At 50.3% G+C, this 21,479-nt stretch carries 17 protein-coding genes, 1 tRNA gene and 2 rRNA genes (1 of these 20 only partly in view); 14 read left to right on the top strand and 6 right to left on the bottom strand.

What is annotated here, in order from left to right:
* Positions 1–2,820: ribosomal RNA gene (locus HNV11_RS23085) — 23S ribosomal RNA — on the top strand (it extends 20 nt beyond the left edge of the window).
* Between the two features lie 126 nt (positions 2,821–2,946).
* Positions 2,947–3,058, top strand: a 5S ribosomal RNA gene (gene rrf / locus HNV11_RS23080).
* A gap of 133 nt (positions 3,059–3,191) precedes the next feature.
* On the opposite strand, the gene HNV11_RS23075 is transcribed toward rrf, so the two are convergent.
* Entirely contained in the window at positions 3,192–3,749 is a 558-nt protein-coding gene (locus HNV11_RS23075; protein ID WP_171741906.1) for an LOG family protein, read from the bottom strand.
* 15 nt (positions 3,750–3,764) lie between these two features.
* A complete protein-coding gene (locus tag HNV11_RS23070; protein WP_171741905.1) occupies positions 3,765–5,132 on the bottom strand; it encodes a UDP-N-acetylmuramate--L-alanine ligase in 1,368 nt (455 codons plus the stop codon).
* Positions 5,133–5,394: 262 nt separating this feature from the next.
* Between HNV11_RS23070 and HNV11_RS23065 the strand changes: the two genes are divergently transcribed.
* The gene (locus HNV11_RS23065) at positions 5,395–6,882 is read left to right on the top strand and encodes a type III PLP-dependent enzyme domain-containing protein (protein WP_171741904.1); all 1,488 of its coding nucleotides are present in this window, start codon (positions 5,395–5,397) and stop codon (positions 6,880–6,882) included.
* 319 nt (positions 6,883–7,201) lie between these two features.
* Here HNV11_RS23065 and HNV11_RS23060 read toward each other — a convergent pair whose 3' ends face one another.
* Together HNV11_RS23060 and HNV11_RS23055 are read right to left on the bottom strand one after the other, a co-directional pair.
* The gene (locus tag HNV11_RS23060; RefSeq protein ID WP_171741903.1) at positions 7,202–7,720 is read right to left on the bottom strand and encodes a D-glycero-alpha-D-manno-heptose-1,7-bisphosphate 7-phosphatase; all 519 of its coding nucleotides are present in this window, start codon (positions 7,718–7,720) and stop codon (positions 7,202–7,204) included.
* Positions 7,721–7,860: 140 nt separating this feature from the next.
* Positions 7,861–10,485 carry a valine--tRNA ligase gene (locus HNV11_RS23055; RefSeq protein ID WP_171741902.1) on the bottom strand — a complete coding sequence of 875 codons (2,625 nt, stop codon included), beginning with the start codon at positions 10,483–10,485 and terminating at the stop codon, positions 7,861–7,863.
* 183 nt (positions 10,486–10,668) lie between these two features.
* Here HNV11_RS23055 and HNV11_RS23050 point away from each other — a divergent pair, with 183 nt between their 5' ends.
* The 7 genes from HNV11_RS23050 (at position 10,669) to hisF (ending at position 14,921) form a co-directional block, all read left to right on the top strand.
* Complete coding sequence (locus HNV11_RS23050) at positions 10,669–11,580, top strand: DUF72 domain-containing protein (protein WP_171741901.1); 912 nt, start codon at positions 10,669–10,671, stop codon at positions 11,578–11,580.
* A gap of 14 nt (positions 11,581–11,594) precedes the next feature.
* Positions 11,595–11,828 (top strand): DUF433 domain-containing protein, encoded by a 234-nt coding sequence (locus HNV11_RS23045; RefSeq protein ID WP_171741900.1) that lies wholly within the window; start codon positions 11,595–11,597, stop codon positions 11,826–11,828.
* Positions 11,825–12,178, top strand: a complete 354-nt coding sequence (locus tag HNV11_RS23040; RefSeq protein WP_171741899.1) for a DUF5615 family PIN-like protein — start codon at positions 11,825–11,827, stop codon at positions 12,176–12,178. The genes HNV11_RS23045 and HNV11_RS23040 overlap by 4 nt, the downstream gene beginning before the upstream one ends.
* 221 nt (positions 12,179–12,399) lie before the next feature.
* Positions 12,400–12,990 carry an imidazole glycerol phosphate synthase subunit HisH gene (gene hisH / locus HNV11_RS23035; RefSeq protein ID WP_171741898.1) on the top strand — a complete coding sequence of 197 codons (591 nt, stop codon included), beginning with the start codon at positions 12,400–12,402 and terminating at the stop codon, positions 12,988–12,990.
* A gap of 30 nt (positions 12,991–13,020) precedes the next feature.
* The gene (gene hisA / locus HNV11_RS23030; RefSeq protein WP_171741897.1) at positions 13,021–13,743 is read left to right on the top strand and encodes a 1-(5-phosphoribosyl)-5-[(5-phosphoribosylamino)methylideneamino]imidazole-4-carboxamide isomerase; all 723 of its coding nucleotides are present in this window, start codon (positions 13,021–13,023) and stop codon (positions 13,741–13,743) included.
* Positions 13,740–14,162, top strand: coding sequence for a GNAT family N-acetyltransferase (locus tag HNV11_RS23025; RefSeq protein WP_171741896.1), 423 nt, complete (start codon positions 13,740–13,742; stop codon positions 14,160–14,162). The genes hisA and HNV11_RS23025 overlap by 4 nt, the downstream gene beginning before the upstream one ends.
* Before the next feature lie 3 nt (positions 14,163–14,165).
* A complete protein-coding gene (hisF, locus tag HNV11_RS23020; RefSeq protein ID WP_171741895.1) occupies positions 14,166–14,921 on the top strand; it encodes an imidazole glycerol phosphate synthase subunit HisF in 756 nt (251 codons plus the stop codon).
* A gap of 21 nt (positions 14,922–14,942) precedes the next feature.
* On the opposite strand, the gene HNV11_RS23015 is transcribed toward hisF, so the two are convergent.
* Positions 14,943–15,818 (bottom strand): outer membrane beta-barrel protein, encoded by an 876-nt coding sequence (locus HNV11_RS23015; protein WP_171741894.1) that lies wholly within the window; start codon positions 15,816–15,818, stop codon positions 14,943–14,945.
* A 39-nt stretch (positions 15,819–15,857) separates the two neighbouring features.
* On the opposite strand from HNV11_RS23015, the gene gldB reads away from it, so the two are divergent.
* The 4 genes from gldB to HNV11_RS22995 all read left to right on the top strand — a co-directional run bounded on the left by gldB (position 15,858) and on the right by HNV11_RS22995 (position 21,079).
* A complete protein-coding gene (gene gldB, locus HNV11_RS23010; protein WP_171741893.1) occupies positions 15,858–16,835 on the top strand; it encodes a gliding motility lipoprotein GldB in 978 nt (325 codons plus the stop codon).
* Between the two features lie 90 nt (positions 16,836–16,925).
* Positions 16,926–18,731, top strand: coding sequence for an ABC transporter ATP-binding protein (locus tag HNV11_RS23005; RefSeq protein ID WP_171741892.1), 1,806 nt, complete (start codon positions 16,926–16,928; stop codon positions 18,729–18,731).
* Positions 18,732–18,789: 58 nt separating this feature from the next.
* Positions 18,790–19,206, top strand: a complete 417-nt coding sequence (locus HNV11_RS23000) for a Fur family transcriptional regulator (protein ID WP_171742295.1) — start codon at positions 18,790–18,792, stop codon at positions 19,204–19,206.
* Between the two features lie 55 nt (positions 19,207–19,261).
* Positions 19,262–21,079: a MutS-related protein gene (locus tag HNV11_RS22995; RefSeq protein WP_171741891.1), complete on the top strand. Its 1,818-nt coding sequence runs from the start codon at positions 19,262–19,264 to the stop codon at positions 21,077–21,079.
* A gap of 204 nt (positions 21,080–21,283) precedes the next feature.
* Here HNV11_RS22995 and HNV11_RS22990 read toward each other — a convergent pair.
* Positions 21,284–21,359: transfer RNA gene (locus HNV11_RS22990), tRNA-Phe, on the bottom strand.
* Positions 21,360–21,479: the final 120 nt, after the last annotated feature.

Here is a 21,479-nt window from a genome sequence, read left to right as displayed (position 1 = left end):
TCTGGGGGATGCCTATGGCTTCTGGCGGCGAGGAAGGACGTGGCAAGCGACGAAACAGGACGGGGACCCGCTGGCAGGGGCTGATCCGTCTGTATCCGAATGGGGCAACCCCTTATCTTGAAGAGATAAGATCACCTTTAGGTGAGGCAAACGCGGTGAACTGAAACATCTAAGTAGCCGCAGGAAGAGAAAACAAGTATGTGATTCCCTGAGTAGTGGCGAGCGAACGGGGAACAGCCCAAACCAATCATGTTACGGCATGATCGGGGTAGTAGGACCTGACATCAAGCATCGAAGCGAACTGAAAGCATCTGGGAAGGTGCACCACAGAGGGTGAGAGTCCCGTACGGGTCAGTGACGATGTGGGTTGGGTATCCTGAGTAGGGGGGGACCGGCGAAATCCCCTCTGAATCGGCCGGCACCATCCGGTAAGGCTAAATACGACCAGAAGACCGATAGCGCAGAGTACCGTGAGGGAAAGGTGAAAAGTACGGGGAGTACCCGGGTGAAATAGATCCTGAAACCAGACGCTTACAAGCGGTCGGAGCCTCCAGCGGGGGGTGACGGCGTGCCTTTTGCATAATGAGCCTACGAGTAACCGTCACTGGCAAGGTTAAGGACGTGGACGTCCGGATCCGAAGCGAAAGCGAGTCTGAACAGGGCGCTCTAGTCAGTGGGGGTTGACGCGAAACTTGGTGATCTACCCGTGGCCAGGCTGAAGGGGTGGTAACACACCGTGGAGGGCCGAACCGATAAGCGTTGAAAAGCTTCCGGATGAGCTGCGGGTAGGGGTGAAAGGCCAATCAAACTGAGAAATAGCTCGTACTCTCCGAAATGTTTTTAGGAACAGCGTCTCGTGTTACCGTCTGTGAGGTAGAGCGACCAACAGGATGCGGGGGAGTCACATCCTACCAACTTCTGATGAACTCCGAATGCGCAAGACGGGTGCGGGGCAGTGAGGGGCAGGGTGCTAAGGTCCTGTTCCGAGAGGGGAACAACCCAGACCATCCGCTAAGGTCCCCAAGTGTGTGCTAAGTTGAACAAAGGCGGTCCGGCTGCTGAGACAGCCAGGAGGTTAGCTTGGAAGCAGCTATTCCTTTAAAGAGTGCGTAACAGCTCACTGGTCGAGCGGGGCGGGCGTCGATAATAAACGGGCATCAAGCACAGCACCGAAGCGATGGACATACACTTAGAGTGTATTGTGGTAGGAGAGCATTCTATAGGGGGTGAAGGTCAGGCGTGAGCCGAGCTGGACCGTATAGAAAAGCAAATGTAGGCATAAGTAACGAGAATGAGGATGAGAACTCCTCACACCGAAAGGCTAAGGTTTCCTCCGCGATGGCAGTCATCGGAGGGTTAGTCGGGGTCTAAGGGGCAGCCGAAGGGTGGGTCCTGAGGGGAAGCAGGTTAATAGTCCTGCACTAGTTGCACAGGAACAGCCATGACGGAGTGCCGGGGGTTCTACGTCCGGACGGAAGTGGGCGTTGAGGGGAGGCTTCGGCCGAACCGAAGGACTGAAGGGGCTTCCAAGAAAAGTGGTTGTTCGTTAAGCGTGTAACTACCCGTACCGCAAACCGACACAGGTAGCTGGGCAGAATATGCTAAGGTGCGCGAAAGAATCATGGTTAAGGAACTCGGCAAGATGACCCTGTAACTTCGGGAGAAGGGGGGCCTAGCCAGTAATGGAAGGCTGCAGAGCAAAGGCCCAGGCGACTGTTTACCAAAAACACAGGACTCTGCAAAAATGAAAGTTGACGCATAGGGTCTGACACCTGCCCGGTGCTGGAAGGTTAAGGGGGGAGCTTAGGGGGTAACTCCGAAGGTTTGAACTGAAGCCCCAGTAAACGGCGGCCGTAACTATAACGGTCCTAAGGTAGCGAAATTCCTTGTCGGGTAAGTTCCGACCTGCACGAATGGTGTAACGATCTGGGCACTGTCTCAACCATGAGTTCGGTGAAATTGTAGTAGCGGTGAAGATGCCGCTTACCCGCCACGGGACGGAAAGACCCCGTGCACCTTTACTACAGCTTAACATGGGTAGCTGGTCAGGCATGTGTAGGATAGGCGGGAGGACGTGAAGCGGTGTCGCCAGGCATCGTGGATCCGCCCTTGAAATACCGCCCTTGGCTGACCGGCTGCCTAACCCGGAAGGGGACAGTGTTTGGTGGGTAGTTTGACTGGGGTGGTCACCTCCGAAAGGGTAACGGAGGTTTCCCAAGGTTGGCTCATGCCGGACGGTAATCGGCAGGGGAGTGCAATAGCAGAAGCCAGCTTGACAGTGAGGCAAACAGGCCGATCTGGGACGAAAGTCGGGTATAGTGATCCGGTGGTTCCGCATGGAAGGGCCATCGCTCAAAGGATAAAAGGTACGCCGGGGATAACAGGCTGATCTCCCCCAAGAGCTCACATCGACGGGGAGGTTTGGCACCTCGATGTCGGCTCGTCACATCCTGGGGCTGGAGAAGGTTCCAAGGGTTCGGCTGTTCGCCGATTAAAGTGGCACGCGAGCTGGGTTCAGAACGTCGTGAGACAGTTCGGTCCCTATCTGTGGTGGGCGTTGGATGACTGAGGGGGTCTGTCCTTAGTACGAGAGGACCGGGATGGACATACCGCTGGCGGATCGGTTGTTTGGCCGCAGGCACGGCCGAGTAGCTACGTATGGTTAAGATAAGCGCTGAAGGCATCTAAGTGCGAAACTGGCCCCGAGATGAGTCATCCGGTATAAAGGGTTGTGCGAGACGAGCACGTGGATAGGCGGCAGGTGTAGGCGCTGAGAGGTGTTGAGCTGAGCCGTACTAATGAGCCCGGACGCGAGTTAGTGAATAAGTCTTTGTGGTAGTTGATTGGTTGGGCTGGCCGGTTGGCGCATCAAGGTTTCTCTCTGTGGGGCAAAAGACACCAGGATATAGGCTGGGCCCGTTAGGGTTTGGCTGGACGTCACAACAGGTTGGTGCTGGTAAGGCGGGTGGACACCTCTTTCCATTCCGAACAGAGCCGTTAAGCCCCGTACTGCCGATGGTACTGCTGTCACAAGCGGGAGAGTAGGAAGGTGCCACCTGGTGCATTGAGGGCGAAGGCCGCTGGATCCCCTGTTGGGGTGCTCAGCGGCCTTTCGCGTTTAAAGGGGGGAAGACAGCGAGGGCTGCGCCTAACAAAAACGCCCCTGCATTCACAGGAATAGGTGGTGTGAACTATAACGTAAGCCAGAACTCTTCCATTAACTTTAGTGTCTCATCGACTGATTCGGCCACTATCAGTAAAGCACGGTTTTCCGCCTTTAAGAAACCATCAGTTACCATTCGGTCAAGTTGCTGAAGCAAGAGATCGTAATAGCCATTGATATTGAGTAATGCAATTGGACCGTCGTAAATTTTTAGTTGGCGCCAGGCAAGTATTTCAAATAATTCATCCAGCGTGCCATATCCTCCCGGCAAAGCAATTACCCCTTTGGCTAACTGCACCATTTTATACTTCCGCTCGTGCATTGTCTCAACAAAATGAAGCTCGGTAAGCGTATTATGAGCCACTTCGAGATCAGCTAAAAAATTGGGTATAACACCCGTAACTTCTCCTCCATTCTGCAAAACAGCGTTGGCAACGGTGCCCATAAGCCCAAAACCACCTCCGCCGTAAATAAGCCGAATAGCGCGAGCTGCCATTTTTGCCCCTAGTTCAACAGCGACTTCTTTATATACGGAGCTAGTGCCGGGACTAGAACCACAATACACAACGATACTTTGAGTTGCCACGAATAAAATGCTCGTTTAATTTATCAATTGGTCTGCAATAAGATCGATGTTCAAGCCACCAAAAGTGCCTGAACTCATTAACAAAAACACTTCGGCAGTCTCTCGCTGTTGAGTTAAATACGTCTGCAAATCAGTTGTGTTTGTAAATACATGCAAATCGGGGCGTTCGAAAGCAGAGATAACGTCAGTTGGTGTAATGGGTTCAAGTCTTTTGACGGTTAATGTATGATCGTCAAAATAAACGACAGCTTCGTCGGCTTCATTTAACGAGTCTTTGTACTGATCTAAAAAAGCTTTATTGAGGCTGCTGAACGTATGCAATTCAACGGCGGCTAAAAGTTTTCGATTGGGATACTGACGCTTGACTGCCTGGGTAGTGGCTTCAACCTTAGAAGGGGCGTGAGCAAAGTCGCGGAATATAATCCGATTTCCGTTATGGGCTATTTTCTCAAGACGCCGGGCAGCACCTTTAAATGTGGGTATAGCCTCATAGAACTGGTTTTCAGTGATACCAATACGGTCGAGCACCGTCATAGCGCCAGCAACATTTTTCATGTTGTGTTCGCCAAAGACCAGTACAGGAATTTTTTGGCCCTGTTTTGTAATCAAATATGTCTGACCATCTGCAACCTCATGAGGATGGGCTTCATAAGGTATTTTAGTGATGTCGGTACGCTCTTTCTGACCGATTACATCAAGCATGTTGTCTGACTCATCGAATATTAATATCCCGGCCTTGGGCATTGCTTCAGCCAGCGATTCAAACTGATCGACGTATTCTTCCCAGGTTGGATAAATATTAACGTGATCCCAGGCAATGCCGCTGATAAGCGCAATATGCGGCTGGTAATGCAGAAACTTTGGGCGCGGGTCGACCGGTGAGGATGCGTATTCGTCGCCTTCAATGATGATGACGGGTGCATCAGGCGTAAGCTGCACCATGGTTTCAAAGCCTTCAATCTGAGCACCAACCAGATAGTCAAAGGTTCGGCGGTGATATTTTAATACGTGCAGAATCATCGACGTAATCGTCGTTTTGCCGTGACTGCCGGCAATAACCACTCGTTGCTTCTGTCTGCTCTGCTGATAAATATACTCGGGATATGAGTAAATCGGTAAACCTAACTCCTGCGCTCTAAGCAACTCTGGATTCTCTGCGCGAGCGTGCATACCGACGATAACAGCGTTTAAACTGGTTGTAATTTTTTCTGGAAACCAGCCCATCTCGGCTGGTAACAGATCATATCGCTGCAGTCTTGACCGCGAGGGTTCGTAGATTTCGTCGTCGGAGCCAGTAATGGTGTAACCCTGATGCTGAAGCGCCAGTGCAAGGTTGTGCATGGCACTGCCGCCAATGGATATAAAATGGATGGACTGAGGCATTCGATACAAAAGTCGATGTCAATAGGCAAAAGTACAGCTTCTTTTTGGTTTGCAGGAAGAACCCTAGCTGTCGGTGGAAAAGCTGTGTTCCATCATTATAAAATTTACTCCTTTATCGAATCAAACCCCCTGCATTTTCGTTGACTATCTTGCAAATAGGGTGTACTTGGAAAGCCCAATTTTCGGGGCCAAATTCGCGCCTGTTTTTTCATAACTACAACCCGCAACGGCGGACCATCCATTATATGCACCGAAAGAAGGGATGAAGACTTACTATGACCTTATTGACCAGACATTTGAATTTCCAACCCGGGAGTTTAATGTTGAGAACAATCAACTGATGTTCAACAATGTACCGTTGATGGACATTGTCAAGCAGTATGGTACACCGTTAAAACTAACGTATTTGCCGAAGATCACGGAGCATATTGAACATGCGAAGCTGCTGTTCAAGAACGCCATGAAACGGTATAATTACAAAGGCAATTACACGTACTGTTATTGCACGAAGTCATCCCACTTTCGATTTGTGCTCGATGAAGTTTTGAAAAACAATGTTCACCTCGAAACTTCGTCGGCCTACGACATGCCCATTTTACGCGAGTTGTATAAAGCTGGCAAAATCAACAAGAGCACGTATATCATCTGCAATGGCTACAAACGGCCGCTGTATACTCAGTACATCAGTGAACTGATCAATGACGGTTTTTCGAACTGCATTCCGGTACTCGATAACCTGAAGGAAATTGAGGCTTACGAGAATTCGATAACGGCCGATACCGTTAATTTCGGGATTCGGATTGCAACGGATGAGGAGCCTAATTTTGCTTTCTATACGTCGCGGCTGGGCATTCGGTACAGCGACGTTAATGAGTTGTATAGAAGCAAAATCGCGACCAATGAGAAGTTTAAGCTGAAAATGCTGCACTTTTTTATCAATACGGGTATTAAAGACAGCGCGTATTACTGGAGTGAACTGAGCCGGTTCATGTATAAATACTGCGAGCTGCGGAAGATGTGCCCCGACCTCGATTCGATTGATATTGGCGGGGGAATGCCTATCCAGACGTCGTTCCAGTTTACGTATGATTATCAGGCCATGATTGATCAGATCGTGGAAAGCATCCAGTGGATCTGCAACAAGAACAACGTACCCGTGCCCCATATCTTTACGGAGTTCGGTTCGTACACGGTTGGTGAGAGTGGAGCGGTTATCTACAAGGTGATTGATCAGAAACTACAGAACGATAAAGAGCTGTGGTATATGATTGATGGCTCGTTCATTACGCAACTACCTGATTCCTGGGGTCTGGGTCAAAAATACATCATGCTGTCGGTTAATAACTGGGATAATCCATACCAGAAAGTGAACCTTGGTGGCCTGACCTGCGATTCGCACGATTTCTATAATACAGAAGCCCACAGTGCGGACCTGTATCTGCCAATATTTGATCAGGAAGCCGAGGACCAATACATTGGGCTGTTTCATACTGGCGCTTACCAGGAGTCACTGGGTGGTTATGGTGGTATTCAGCACTGCCTGATTCCGGCGCCACAGCACGTTATTGTGGATAAGGACGAAGAAGGCAATCTGCGCTCGCGGTTGTTTGCACCGGAGCAAAACAGCGAGACCATGCTCAAAATATTGGGCTACGGTGGCGCAGAACCTGGCATGACGGAACTTGAGGCAACCGAAGCAGCTGCTGAAGGCCGGGAAGAAGAGATTGAACTGATACGGGAAGAAGATTAATTTTTCGGTCGTTGTACCCTTGACGGGCATTAATTCACCGTTCAGTACAACGACCGAATTTTTTTGTACTGTTCTACCCGTTATATTCGTTTAGTAATCTGAAGATTAGGTAAGCAGATCAAGCTATTCATGAAAAAATTACTGATTTTAGGTACGGTGCTGGCGACCCTGTCGCTTGGATCATGTGCGCGGAGGGCCAACTGCCCGGCGTACGGAAGCGTACAAAAGCCCGCATCAGCGCAGCAGGTACGGGCGTAAGAAAGCATGTACTGAATTGCCGGTAATCGAGCTTTTACGAAACTCGATTACCGGCAATTTTTTAGGCACACTCCAAGACAAACCGGGAAGCTTCCAGCAGATTCGGTGCACAACCATCGCAGTCGGGGCTAAGTTGTACGTCCTGCGCGATACGTACGGTGCGAACCCCTACCCGCCGACCAGCCTGCATATCGCGCGGAGCATCGCCAATCATCCAGGATTTGTCGGGAACGATGTTGTATTTGGCCATCGCTTTCTCGAGCAGGAGCGAACCAGGCTTACGGGTCAGAGAGTGTGTATCGTAATCAGGATGATGCGGGCTGTAATAAATATCATCAATCAGATGATCGCACTGCTCCTGTAAGTAATTGAAGCACTGCATAACATCATCGCGGGTATAAAGCCCTTTGGCTATGCCCGCCTGATTGGTGATGATAATTAAAAGATATCCGGCTTCTTTTAATAAACGCAGCGCTTCAGGTACGCCTTCGGGAATAATGAAGTCTTCAACCCGGTAGACATAATCTGTACGGTCTTCATTCAACACACCGTCACGGTCCAGAAAAATGCATTTATTCATTGAGTAGCAGAGTCCGAGTTAGCTACAATAATACTATTATTTCATTATTCATTTGAAATATAACACGATAAATGTATTAATTTTCTAGTCTAAGCTCCAGCGTGGAATAAGTGAACTCCACGTTAGGACTTAGAATAAGTTTAGACTCCCAAATTGCTCAACCGCTGTTCCAACGCCTGGATCTTAGCCTCAGCATCGGCAAGCTTCTGGCGTTCCCGTTCAACTACTTCGGGCTTGGCATTGGCAATGAACCGCTCGTTGGAAAGCTTTTTGAGGGTTGAATCGCGGAATCCGATCTGATACTCCAGGTCTTTGCGGGTGTTCTGAACCTCCTGCTCAACGTCAATTTCTCCCGTAACATTGACAAAAAACTCTTCGCCTTTTATCAGGAAAGGCAATCCTTCGGCTTTTTCGTCGACATAGGTAACCCCCGAAACATTAGCCATCTTGCCAATAAGTGCTTCAAGCGTTCTGAATCGGTCCAGAGAGATTGTTTTAATTGCTAAGGGTATCTCTGTTTTGGGCGAAATCTGCTTGGCGTTCCGGATGTTCCGGATATTGGTGATGATTTCGAACAATGTTTCGAAGTCAGTCAGGATTTGGGCATCAATCTGGTCAGGCTGTGGAAACGGCGCAATACAGATACTTTCACCCCTATTACGTTCACGAATCTCCTGCCAGATTTCCTCCGTGATAAAGGGCATGAATGGATGCGCCAGACACATCAGCCGTTCAAAGAAGTTGATCGTGGCCTCATACGTAGACCGGTCGATTGGCTGCTCGTAGCCGGGCTTAATCAATTCAAGGTACTGTGAGCAGAAGTCATCCCAGATAAGCTTGTAGATGGCCTGTAAGGCGTCAGAAATCCGGAATTTGCTGAAGTAGTCCTCAATCTCGATAAGGGTTGTGTTCAGCTTCGATTCAAACCAGCGAATAGCCAGGCCATTGCTGTCAGGTGCCGACTGGTCACTGACCATCCAGCCTTTAACCAGCCGGAAGGCGTTCCAGATTTTGTTGCTAAAGTTACGGCCCTGCTCAACCAGTTTCTCGTCGAACAGCAGGTCGTTACCAGCGGCAGAGCTAAACAGCATACCCGTTCGAACGCCATCGGCACCGTACTGGTCGATCAGATCAAGCGGGTCGGGGGAGTTGCCGAGTTGCTTCGACATTTTACGACCCAGCTTGTCGCGGACCATACCCGTAAAGTACACATCTTTGAAAGGGCGTTCACCTTTGTACTCGTACCCGGCAATGATCATGCGGGCAACCCAGAAAAAAATGATATCGAAACCCGTAACAAGGGTGTTGGTTGGATAGTAATAATTGATATCCGGATTGTTCGGGTTTTTCAGGCCGTCGAAAACCGACATAGGCCAGAGCCACGACGAAAACCAGGTGTCGAGTACGTCTTCGTCCTGCGTCAGGTCGGCTTCGGTCATGGCGAAGAGCAGCTTTTCGTGCTGGACCTTTTCTAAGGCTTCGTGCTTGTTTTTAGCGACGATGATGGTGCCGTCCTGCATGTAAAAGGCCGGAATGCGCTGCCCCCACCACAACTGGCGGCTAATGCACCAGTCGTGCGGATTCTCCATCCAAGAACGGTACATATTCTTGAACTTCGCCGGATGGAGCTGAACCGTGTCGTTCATCACGTTCTCGAATGCCGGCTTCGACAGTTCGTCCATCTTTAAAAACCATTGCAGAGATAGCTTAGGCTCGATGACGGCTCCGGTACGTTCGGACGTACCAACGTTCGACTTATACTCTTCCGTTTTAACCAGATTACCCGACTCTTCGAGCAGTTTGATAATGGCCTTTCGTGCCGCAAAGCGGTCCTGACCGACCAGAATCTGGGCTTTCTCATTCAGCGTACCGTCGTCGTTCAGGATGTCCAGAACGGGCAGGTTGTGCTTCATGCCGAGCGCGTAGTCATTTGGATCGTGGGCCGGCGTAACCTTCAGGCCACCCGTTCCAAAGTCCATCGTTACGTAGTCATCCGTGATGATGGGAATCTCGCGGTTAATTAGCGGAATAATGGCCTTTTTACCGTGCAGATGTTTATATCGCTCATCGTTCGGGTTAACGGCGATGGCGGTATCGGCCATGATCGTTTCCGGACGAACTGTAGCTATCGTAATAAACTGTCCTTCCTGACCCGCGATGGCGTAGTTGATATAAACGAGTTTCTGCTGAATCTCTTTCGTGATTACTTCCTCGTCCGATACGGCCGTACGTCCCTGTGGGTCCCAGTTCACCATGCGGACGCCCCGGTAGATTTTGCCTTTGTTGTAGAGGTCAACGAATACGTCGATGACCGAGTCGTAGAGGGCTGGTTCCATCGTAAAGCGGGTACGATCCCAGTCGCAGGAGGCACCTAGCTTGCGAAGCTGCTGAAGAATGATGCCGCCGTATTTATGCGTCCATTCCCAGGCATACTGTAGAAATTCGTCGCGGGTCAAATCCTGCTTGCTAATGCCGCGCTCTTTGAGCATTGCTACAACTTTCGTTTCAGTAGCAATACTGGCATGATCGGTTCCGGGAACCCAGCAGGCATTTTTACCTTCCATGCGCGCCTTACGTATCAGCACGTCCTGGATGGTATTGTTCAGCATATGCCCCATGTGCAGCACGCCCGTTACGTTCGGGGGCGGAATGACGATGGTGTAGGGTTCTCGCTCATCGGGCGTTGATTTAAAAAATTGGTTATCAATCCAGTATTGATACCATTTTTCCTCAATGTCTTTGGGGTTGTATGTCTTGGAGATCATTCGTCGTCGGCGGGCCTGACCCGTTTGGTATGCAAAAATAACCCCCTCGCGGGAAATACCGGACGAGCGGCTGATTTGGTTGCTCTTCAGTGAATACTTAAGCTTAGCCAACGGGCGGATTAACAGTGGATTTTGAATCAGAAATGCCTTATTTTTACTTAATGTCACTTTATCCACAAGCAGATGGAATTTGGAAAAATACATAACCTTGGCGCTGTTAATTTTTCGCTGCCCCCCGGCGCGGCCTTCAATACCCGTGTCTGGACGGCTGTGGAACCGACGCGCCGACCCGAAGTTTTCATTGGTGGTCCAATCTGGGCTAACAAAGATTACGTCGGTAAAATTTATCCGTCCAACGCTAAGGAGAAAGACTTTCTGCACTACTATACCCGGCAGTTCAACACCATCGAGCTGAACCTGACGCATTACCAGATTCCAACGGCGGGCATGATCGAGAAATGGAAGGCTGAGGCCGTGCCAGGCTTTACGTATTGTCCGAAATTTCCGCAGATCATCAGTCACGAACGGCAACTGACTGCTACCGAAGGACTGACCGAAGAATTTGTGAATGCCGTGCTCGGGTTGGAGGAGTTTCTGGGCATGACGTTTCTGCAACTGCCGCCTTCGTTTGGGCCGGAGAAATGGCCCGTACTGGAAGCGTATCTGAAAAGCCTCCCCGACGAACTGGACGTAGCGGTTGAGTTTCGGCATCCTGACTGGTTCAGCAAGGCAATCGTCTGGCAGCACACCCTCGAACGGCTGTATGGGTTGCACCGGCACGTCGTCATTACGGATGTCGCTGGTAGGCGCGACGTTCTGCACATGGGCCTGAGCAGTCCGGCCTTAACGTTACGGTTCATTGCGAACGAAGGGCACTCAACGGATTACAGCCGGGCCGATGCGTGGATACAGCGGCTGAAAACCTGGTTTGAAAAGGGATTACAGACAGCTTATCTGTTTATTCACGGCGGAGCTGAGAACGATACTGCACCCGAGTTGATTCTGTATTGGGTACGGGAACTGAACAAGCACTGCGGCCTGAACCTCCGCGAACCCGTGTTACAGCCGAAAGTGGTGCAGGGAAGTTTGTTTTAACTAATATTGCTCGTATGAACTACAAGGAACGGATTACATCTGACCATCAGGTAATGTTGGGTAAACCCGTCATTAAGGGGACTCGTATAACTGTTGAATTAGTACTGCGTAAATTATCAGAAGGCGCATCTACATCAGACCTGATGGCAATATATCCGAACCTGCAGGAAGCCGATGTATTAGCTGCGTTGAATTACGCATCCGATGTGTTGGCAAATGAAGAAATAATTATGCTGGATGCAGCATGATTGTTGCTGACGAAAATATTGATCATAGCCTGATTGACGCTATTCGGAAGCTGGGTATAGACGTTTATTCAATTAGTGAGTCCGAGAGTGGCATACGCGATGAGGAAGTAATTGAATTAGCACGTAACCCACCTCGTATTATTTTAACTGAGGATAAAGATTTTAGCGAGTGGGTATTTGCTCATCATGTTCGGGGCATTAGTGTTTTGTTTTTACGCTATCATTTCAAAGAAACGGATGCTATAAAAACGATTCTAATGAAACTAATGTCCGAACGCATCGCCGATCTGACAGGTTGTTTTACAACGGTTACTACTCAGAAAATCAGAATTCGACGAATAGATGTATAGCCAGTTGTGCAGCCGAAAGTCGTGCAGGGAAGTTTGTTTTGAATTGCCACGGGTACCGGTTACCTTTGTTTTATGATTTTAGCAACCTCAACTCATCGGCATCATCATTCTGAGCGGTAACGCAGCAGAACGAGTTGCTCGTGTTTGTGAGTTCGGTGAGACAATCCTGATTACCACAATATACAAAGCCCGGTTCTGCTAATGAGCCGGGCTTTTGCTTTATGAAAACAGTAATTATCAAATACAACGCTGGTAATGTTCAGTCGGTCATGTACGCGCTGGACCGGCTGGGCGCTAGCTATTTGCTTACAGACGACGAAGCAGAGATACGTTCGGCCGATAAAGTAATATTCCCGGGTGTGGGCGAGGCCAGCACTGCCATGGCTTACCTGCGCGAGCGTGGGCTCGATAAACTGATTCCGTCGCTGAAGCAGCCCGTTTTAGGCACCTGCGTCGGGATGCAACTGATGTGCCGTCGTTCTGAAGAAAATAACACGACCTGTATGGGCATTTTTGATATTGACGTTCGGCGCTTTGAAACCGTACCGGGTCTTAAGGTGCCCCATACCGGCTGGAACAATATCCATAATCTGCGCGGTCCGCTGACCGAGGGTTTAGCCGAAAACGCTTACGTATATTTTGTGCATAGCTATGCCGCTGACGTTTGTCCGGAAACAACGGCCGTCTGCGATTACGTCCGGCCATTCAGCGCCATGCTGCACCGGGACAACTTTTATGCGGCTCAGTTCCATGCCGAAATTAGTGGAGATGCCGGACAGCGGATTCTGGAGAATTTTCTAAAACTGTCGTAAACACAGCGCTTTTTTACGTTCATACCATCCATGTACATTATTCCTGCAATTGACCTGATTGAAGGCAAAGCCGTTCGGCTGACGCAGGGCGACTACCGCCAGAAAAAAGAATATAATGCCCGGCCGCTTGAGGTGGCTCAGCAGTTTGAAGATGCGGGTCTGACGCGTCTGCACCTGGTCGACCTCGACGGTGCCCGCGAGAAACGGGTTATCAACTGGAAAGTTCTGGAACTGATTGCTACCAAAACCCGGCTGCATATTGATTTTGGCGGGGGGGTTCAGTCCGACGATGATTTGCGCGTCGTGTTTGAATGCGGAGCGAAGCAGGTGACGGGCGGCAGCGTTGCGGTGAAACAGCCCGATCTGATGGAGCGGTGGTTATCGCGGCATAGTGCTGATAAGATTATTCTGGGCGCCGACGCTAAAAACGAAAAAATCGCTGTTAGCGGCTGGGAGGAAGGGACTGACGTGTGGGTATATGATTTCGTGGAGAAATGGGTTGAGAAGGGCGCAAAGTATGTTATCAGCACCGACGTTGCGAAGGACGGTCTTTTACAGGGGCCATCGTTTGATCTGTACCGGAATTTGCAGGACCGATTCCCGAATCTGAATATTATCGCCAGTGGGGGCGTTAGCGGCATGCAGGATATCGAAACCCTGGCCGACATGAACGTTTTCGGGGTCATTGTCGGCAAGGCAATCTACGAAGGTCGCGTCACGCTGGCAGAGCTGACCAAGTTTGCTAACCCATGAATATGAGCTACATAGTAAGTACGGATAAAACCCGATTAGATGTAGCGCTCATTCACCGGTTTCTGAGCACAGAATCCTACTGGGCCCTGAACATTCCAATCGAACTTGTTGAACGAGCTATTCGAAACTCGCTTTGTTTTGGGGTTTATCTTGACGTAGAGCAGGTCGGTTTTGCCCGTGTTATCACCGACGAAGCTACGTTCGCTTATCTGGCTGATGTGTTTATCGTTGCTGAGCACCGGGGCAGAGGGCTTTCTAAATTATTGATGCAAACCATTTCGGATTATCCCGCGCTGCAGGGTCTTCGCCGATGGGTGCTGGCTACCCGGGATGCACACTCGCTGTATGAGCAGTTTGGCTTTACGGCCCTGGACCACCCCTACATTTTCATGCAGCGCAAGCTGATCGAACGTTATTAATTCATGCTTACCAAACGTATCATTCCGTGTCTGGATATCAAAGATGGCCGCACGGTGAAAGGAACAAACTTTGTTAACCTCCGCGACGCAGGCGATCCGGTTGCGCTGGCGGCTGTTTATGCCCAACAGGGAGCCGACGAGTTAGTTTTTCTGGACATAACGGCAACCGTCGATGAGCGTAAAACGCTGATTGAACTGGTTCGGAACGTGGCTCATACAATTAATATCCCATTTACGGTGGGTGGAGGAATTTCATCCGTCGCCGATGTGTCGGCGCTGCTGAACGCTGGAGCCGATAAAATCTCAATTAATTCGTCGGCCGTGCGAAACCCTGGTTTAATAAACGAGCTGGCTCTTGAGTTTGGCAGTCAGTGCGTCGTGGTTGCAATCGACACACGGTATGTAGATGGCGAACACATAGTGCATACCCATGGCGGACGTAAACCCACCGAATTACGGACAATTGCCTGGGCTAAGGAAGTTGAAGACCGGGGCGCGGGCGAGATTTTGCTGACCTCGATGGATACTGATGGCACCAAAGCCGGTTTTGCGCTGGAATTAACCGCGCAGATTTCAGGCGCAGCGAACATACCGGTGATCGCATCAGGTGGAGCGGGCACGATGGAACATTTCGTGGATGTTTTCACCACCGGCAAAGCCGACGCCGGGCTGGCCGCCAGTATTTTTCACTTCAAGGAAATCGAAATTCCGGCATTAAAGAACTATCTGCGTGAGCAGGGCATCGAAATGCGGGTGTGAGGATATGAGTTCCGGTCCGGATCAGAACTTAAAGCCGAAATCCAGGGAAACAACCCGATTTTTAGAAATGAGCTCGCTTGCCCGGGCTACGTTGACCAAGCCACGTTGGTAGCTCACCCCCAGGTTAAACGCATTGGTCTGGTTAATTTTATACTGGATACCGGTTCCGAGCAGCAACTCAATATCACCAAATCCGTACTGCCGCCGATTACCGCCACTTTCAGCCGTATAAAGTCCATTCCGTTCAGGCTGCAGAGCTTTCTCGGCTATTTTCAGACTTAACAGGCCACCCGTCTGTACGTAAAGCCGGATGCCGGGGGAAATATTGTTCGCAAATAATTTGACGCTCAACGGCACCTGTAGGTATTGGAGATTATAGATCGACTCTTTTTCGGGCGTACCGGGCGTCCACCGCGATCCCCCGAAGGTACCGGGCATCTGAAAACCGGATCGTTTAATGGTGTACCAAAGCCCCGTGCTGAAAGCATAACTGTCTTTAAAGAAGAAATAGTCTAGCGTTGGGCCAACGCTCATCCGGACGGCCGCCCCATTGTCGCCAAAACCTGCGTAACTTCCGGTTCCGGTAGCCGTGTTCAGATTGAGTGAAGGCGCGAGCCGGATGCTCATTTCAATGAGGTGGTTGGGGCGGGCGTAATCGGGGCCGCTTTCGTCGGTGGTAGACTGGCGACGCCGACGGCGCTTACGGTCATCGTCGTAGTCCCGGCGGTTCTTGTCCTGCCCGTCATAATTGTCGCCCAGTATTTTTCGGAACCGTTTATCGGTCGCGCGCGATTCCTTCGTTCTCAGATTATAAAGTGCAGGTGAAGTTGTCTGAGCAACAGCACCAACCAACATGAAGGCAATCAAAATCAGACTTAACCCTGCAACTTTTTTCATAATTTTGCACGTTTTCAATATAGGAAACCCGTGATTTTCATGCGACTATGGATGGCCCTGTTTGGGCTTTTTTTCTCTTTTCTGTTTGCTTCGTGTACCGAAAACGAAGACATTACGCTGGTTCGGCTCGATCAAAAACTTTTTGCGAATAAATCTTCGGATAGCGTTCGGGTATTTCTAAACCAGAATCCATCCATCGCTCAATTGTACTTTAACGCGAACGGAGCCGGAAATGATACGGCACTCGTTCGGGAATTGACCAACCGGGTCAATAATCCGGCGTTGAACGAACTATACAAGCAGGTTCAGACGGAATTCGGCGATATGACCGACCTGAACAACCAACTCGCCGAAGCTTTCACAAATATTAAAAAAGACTTTCCAGACTTTCGATCGCCTAAAGTCGCTACGATGGTAACAGGCTTTCAGGGACCGGATCTGGTTGTTAGCGATAGCTTGATCATTATTGGTCTCGATTATTTTGTTGGTCCAAAGGCGAAGTATCGTCCACAGGGTCCGGAATTTCCACAATATATTCTGCGCCGTTACCAGAAAGAGTATATCGCTCCGGCCATCGTTTTTGCCATCTCGGATAAATACAACGCCACAAACCGGGCCGACCAGACGTTGCTAGCCGATATGGTTTATTATGGCAAAGGGTTTGTATTTACCAAAACCATGTTACCTGAGGTGGCCGACAGTCTGATTATCGGCTACTCAGACAAGCAACTGACCGAAACGTTTAATGCGCAGGACATCGTCTGGGCGCATTTTATTGATAATCAACTGCTATATCAAACGAATCCCGGCGTAAAACAACGATATTTGAACGAACGGCCCTTCACGGCCGAAATTGGGCAGGCCGCACCCGGCGCAATCGGGCGGTGGCTTGGCTGGCGAATTGTTGGCCGATACCACGACGAACATAGCAGTCAGAGTATTGCCGAGCTGATGCGCCTGGCTGATGCCCGGCAGATTTTTGAACAATCCGGCTATAAAGGCCAAAAAGACGATTAAAGTTTTGCCTCTGTATGGTTCCGAGCCAATATTTTCTGGCCGGTAACGACAGTCTATACAGAGGTCATTTAGTAACAGGATTAACCAACAATGGCAAAGCGACGTGAGAATGCTGGCGAGGAAGCCGGTAAAGAAGATAAACGCAAATTGAACCGGGAAGGCATCCAGAAAGCCCTGCGTGTATTTCGGTTCGTACGGCCCTATCGGGTGCAGTTCGCCTTCGGGTTTGTATTCCTGGTTTTATCAACCCTAACGACGCTGAGCTTTCCGGCCCTGATTGGTCAGGTAACAAGTGTTATCCAGGGGAAGTCGCCGTTTACGCTTGGCCAGGTGATCCTAATCTTTGCCGCTATTCTGGTCCTGCAGGCCATCTTTTCATTCTTTAGGATCTATTTCTTTGCGCAGGTTAGCGAGCGTTCCATGGCCGACGTTCGGCGGTCGGTGTATAGCAAGATTGTTACGTTGCCAATTCCTTTTTTTGAAAAACGGCGCGTCGGTGAATTGACCAGCCGTATCTCCGCCGACGTTTCGCAATTACAGGATGTGCTGTCTATTACGCTGGCTGAATTATTCCGGCAGGTGGCTACACTGGTGGGTGGCACGCTGTTTATCCTGTACGTATCCTGGAAGCTTACGCTATTCATGCTGGCGACCTTCCCCGTCATTATTGTGGCGGCCATTATATTCGGTCGGTATATTCGTAAGCTGTCCAAAGAAGCGCAGGATCAGTTGGCTGCGGCCAGTGTGATCGTGGAGGAAACGCTGCAATCGATCAATGTTGTTAAGGCGTTTACCAACGAACGTTTAGAAATCGGTCGTTACGGTGCTGCTTTGCAGCGCATGGTCAATACGGCTCTGCGGACGGCCCGGTTCCGGGGTGTGTTTGTTTCCTTCATCATTTTCGCCATGTTTGGTGGTATCATGGGCATCGTCTGGTACGGTGGTAGCCTGGTGCAGTCGGGTGAAATTCCCTTTGCCGACCTGCTGACCTTCATTTTCTATACGGCCTTTATTGGTGGTTCGGTAGCGGGTATGGGGGATATGTACGCGCAGGTTCAGCGGACCATCGGCGCATCAGAACGCATTCTTGAAATTCTGGACGAGCCATCAGAGGTAGATGCCGATCAGGAAACACCACTGTTTATTCCGGTACAGGGTAACGTTCGGTTCAATAATGTGCAGTTCTCGTACCCGTCTCGCCCGGATGTCTCTGTGCTGAAAGGTATCTCGCTCGACGTAGCCGCCGGACGTAAAATTGCCCTGGTTGGCCAGAGTGGAGCAGGTAAATCCACGATTGTCCAGCTGTTGATGCGGTATTACCCACTGAGTGATGGCGATATCACCATAGATGGCCGGGCGCTGGCCGGTTTTAACGTAACGGAACTGCGTAAAAACATTGCTGTGGTGCCGCAGGAGGTCATGCTGTTCGGCGGTACAATTCTGGAAAATATTCAGTATGGTAAGCCCGGCGCAACAGAAGCTGAGATACGTGAGGCTGCCCGCAAGGCCAATGCGCTTGATTTCATCGAATCATTCCCGGAAGGCTTTCAAACCATTGTGGGCGAGCGGGGCGTTAAACTGTCGGGTGGTCAGCGGCAACGTATTGCTATTGCCCGGGCAATTCTGAAAGATCCAGCTATTCTGATTCTGGACGAAGCGACCAGTGCGCTGGATGCCGAGTCGGAGCGGCTGGTGCAGGAAGCGCTCGATGAGCTGATGCAGAACCGTACGACGATTATCATTGCACACCGGCTGGCCACAATCCGTAAGGTAGATACGATCTACGTCATCCGCGAGGGCCAGATTGCCGAGCAGGGTACGCACGATGAACTGGCAACGCAGGAGGACGGCATCTATGCAAACCTAGTTAAATTGCAGTTCGAAATCATAGAATAAACGGAAGGCTGGCTGCTTGCCACGCCAGCCTTTACGTCCCGATAAGTCACTGCTCACCATGACACCGGCCGCAAAAACTCTGAAAGACTTTAACCTTCGGCACACAAACGGGCGGGAGGAGGTGCTGGACTTGTTTCTGAACGCAGGTCATGCGCTGGCGCATAACGACGTAGAAAACGGTCTGGGGCCCGACCATGACCGCGTAACGATTTATCGAACGTTACGGACGTTTCTGGATAAAGGCTTACTCCACAAGGTTCTGGATGATGAGGGAGGCACTAAATACGCTCTCTGTCGGGAAAACTGCGCCGATGGACACCATCATCATGATCACGTCCATTTCAAATGTGAAGTCTGCGGTCAGACAACCTGCCTCGACAAGGTGCGTATTCCTGCCATAGCTTTGCCGGAAGGGTACGATCGTCGGGAAATGAACCTGCTGATTCAGGGCGTTTGCCAGGATTGTAATAAATGATGCGGGCTTTCCGCAAGTTGAAATTCAGTTGGCGGTTTGTCTGCCGCATTAGCTTATGCCGCCCGAAACAACCTTTCGTCACCGTCAGCAGGAATTTACACAAGTCGAACAGGTCGCCCAGCGCCGATACAATCAACTGGCGTTTTGGCGGCTTGTCTGGTTTATTGGCAGCGTAGGAGCCGTTTGGCTGCTTATCCGGCTCGATCAGCAGTGGGGAGCGGTAGCGACATTGCTGATTGGAATCACTGGCTTTCTGTTGCTGCTGAAAAAACACCAGAATGTCCGGCAGGAGCGGGATTTGAATCATCATCTGGCGTTCGTTAATCAGGATGAACTTGCCCGTCTGAAGCGGCAGTACCTGCGCCCCGAAACGGGTGAACAGTTTGCCAGCCCAACCCACTATTACTCCGGCGATCTGGACGTTTTCGGCAAGCATTCGTTGTTTCGGCTGCTCAATCGCACGCATACTCACCTAGGCCAGAACCAGTTGGCCGCCTGGCTGCAGGCTCCGGCGACCTTTGAAGTTATTCAGCAAAGACAGCAGGCTGTAACCGAGCTAAAACCTCAGCTTGACTGGCGGCAGAAATTTGAAGCATTAGCCTATATAGAGGAAACAATCAGTCAGTCGCCGAATGCGCTCGTTACGTGGGTTACGTCAGAAAATAAGTCGCTACCAGCTTACCTGAACGTAGTGCGATTTTTGTTCCCGGTAATTACCCTGGGTGTTTTTGTCGCGTGGCTGTCTGGCTATGTGCCGGGTGTGGCCGTTCTGGGAGCATTAGCAGTTCATAGCCTGGTGCTTAGCCGAACAGGCGCCCAGGCAAAAGACGTAAGTGAGCAGACATTCGAGATTTCGGCTGCGCTGCGGGCGTTTCGCGCCTTGTTTCAACAGGCTGAACAAGTAAATGGAGAATCAGCTCGCTTACAGGTTATTCAGCAGGCGCTGACGGCAACCGGACATTCTGCCTCCGAGGCTATCAGTCAATTAGCTCGGCTGACTGAAGGGTTGAATTACCGACGTAATCCCTATTTTTATCTGCTCTTCGGCATAGCCACGCTTTGGGATATTCATAACTTGTTTCGGCTGGAACGCTGGCGCCAGCAATATGGCCCTGATCTCAGCCGCTGGTTCGACGCTCTGGGCGAGCTGGAAGCACTCAATAGTCTGGCTGGTTTTGCCTTTGCGCATCCGGATTATTCTACGCCTGAGATCGTCAATGAGCTATTAACCCTAGATGTGCGTTCGGCGGCTCATCCCTTGTTGCCACTTGACCGTAGCATTGCTAATTCACTCTCAATCGCCGGTAGCGGCCAGACCGTACTTATTACCGGATCAAATATGTCTGGTAAGAGTACGTTCCTGCGCACAGTCGGCGCAAACGTTGTGCTGGCATTGGCGGGTGCTGTCGTGAGTGCAGAACGCTTCGTGTGTTCGCCGGTACGGGTGTTCACGAGTATGCGTACTCAGGATTCGCTCGAAGAAAGTACGTCCTCATTTTATGCTGAGCTAAAACGCCTACAGACGTTGATTAGTCTCACTAAAGAGCCTGATGCATTGCCTGTACTATATTTTCTGGATGAGATTCTGAAAGGTACGAACTCTGCCGATCGCCACCGGGGCGCCGAGGCCCTGATTCGTCAGATGCACCGCACGGCCGCATCGGGTTTTGTGTCAACCCATGATCTTGAACTGGGCCAACTGACGGATGCGGCTGATTTTGTCAGCAATTATCATTTCCAGTCCGATCTCCACAACGGCGAACTCGTATTCGATTATAAACTACGTAAAGGCATCTGCGGAAGCTTTAACGCCAGTCAGCTTATGCGGGCGATTGGCATTGAAGTAAACCTGCCTGAAGGCCAGAAACTCTAATTTTCTGCTTATCAGCGAGATGTTATTACCCGTTCGGGTTAGGTACAAAACAACGGCTCCCTTTCCTTGTTAGATTCGCAGGAAGTTGTATCTTTGCTAAGGTTAAAATAGTATGCGTGCATACTATTTTAACGATGCCTGACAAGTTTGAGAACTTGTCAGGCATAAAAAAAGCCTTCCTGATTAGGAAGGCTGAAGTTAAGGTGGTGGTGATGGACGGAATCGAACCGCCGACACAAGGATTTTCAGTCCTTTGCTCTACCAACTGAGCTACATCACCGAAACGTGGGTGCAAAAGTACACAGCCAGATGTCTCGCTGCAACAGATTGCGCAGATTATTTTTCAGTAAAGTTATGCCTGATGAATTACAAAGCTGATTCTCAGGTAAAGTAAGCCGAA

This window comes from Spirosoma taeanense (assembly GCF_013127955.1).
Taxonomy (GTDB): Bacteria; Bacteroidota; Bacteroidia; order Cytophagales; family Spirosomataceae; genus Spirosoma; species Spirosoma taeanense.
This window is presented reverse-complemented; position numbering and strand designations above follow the sequence as displayed.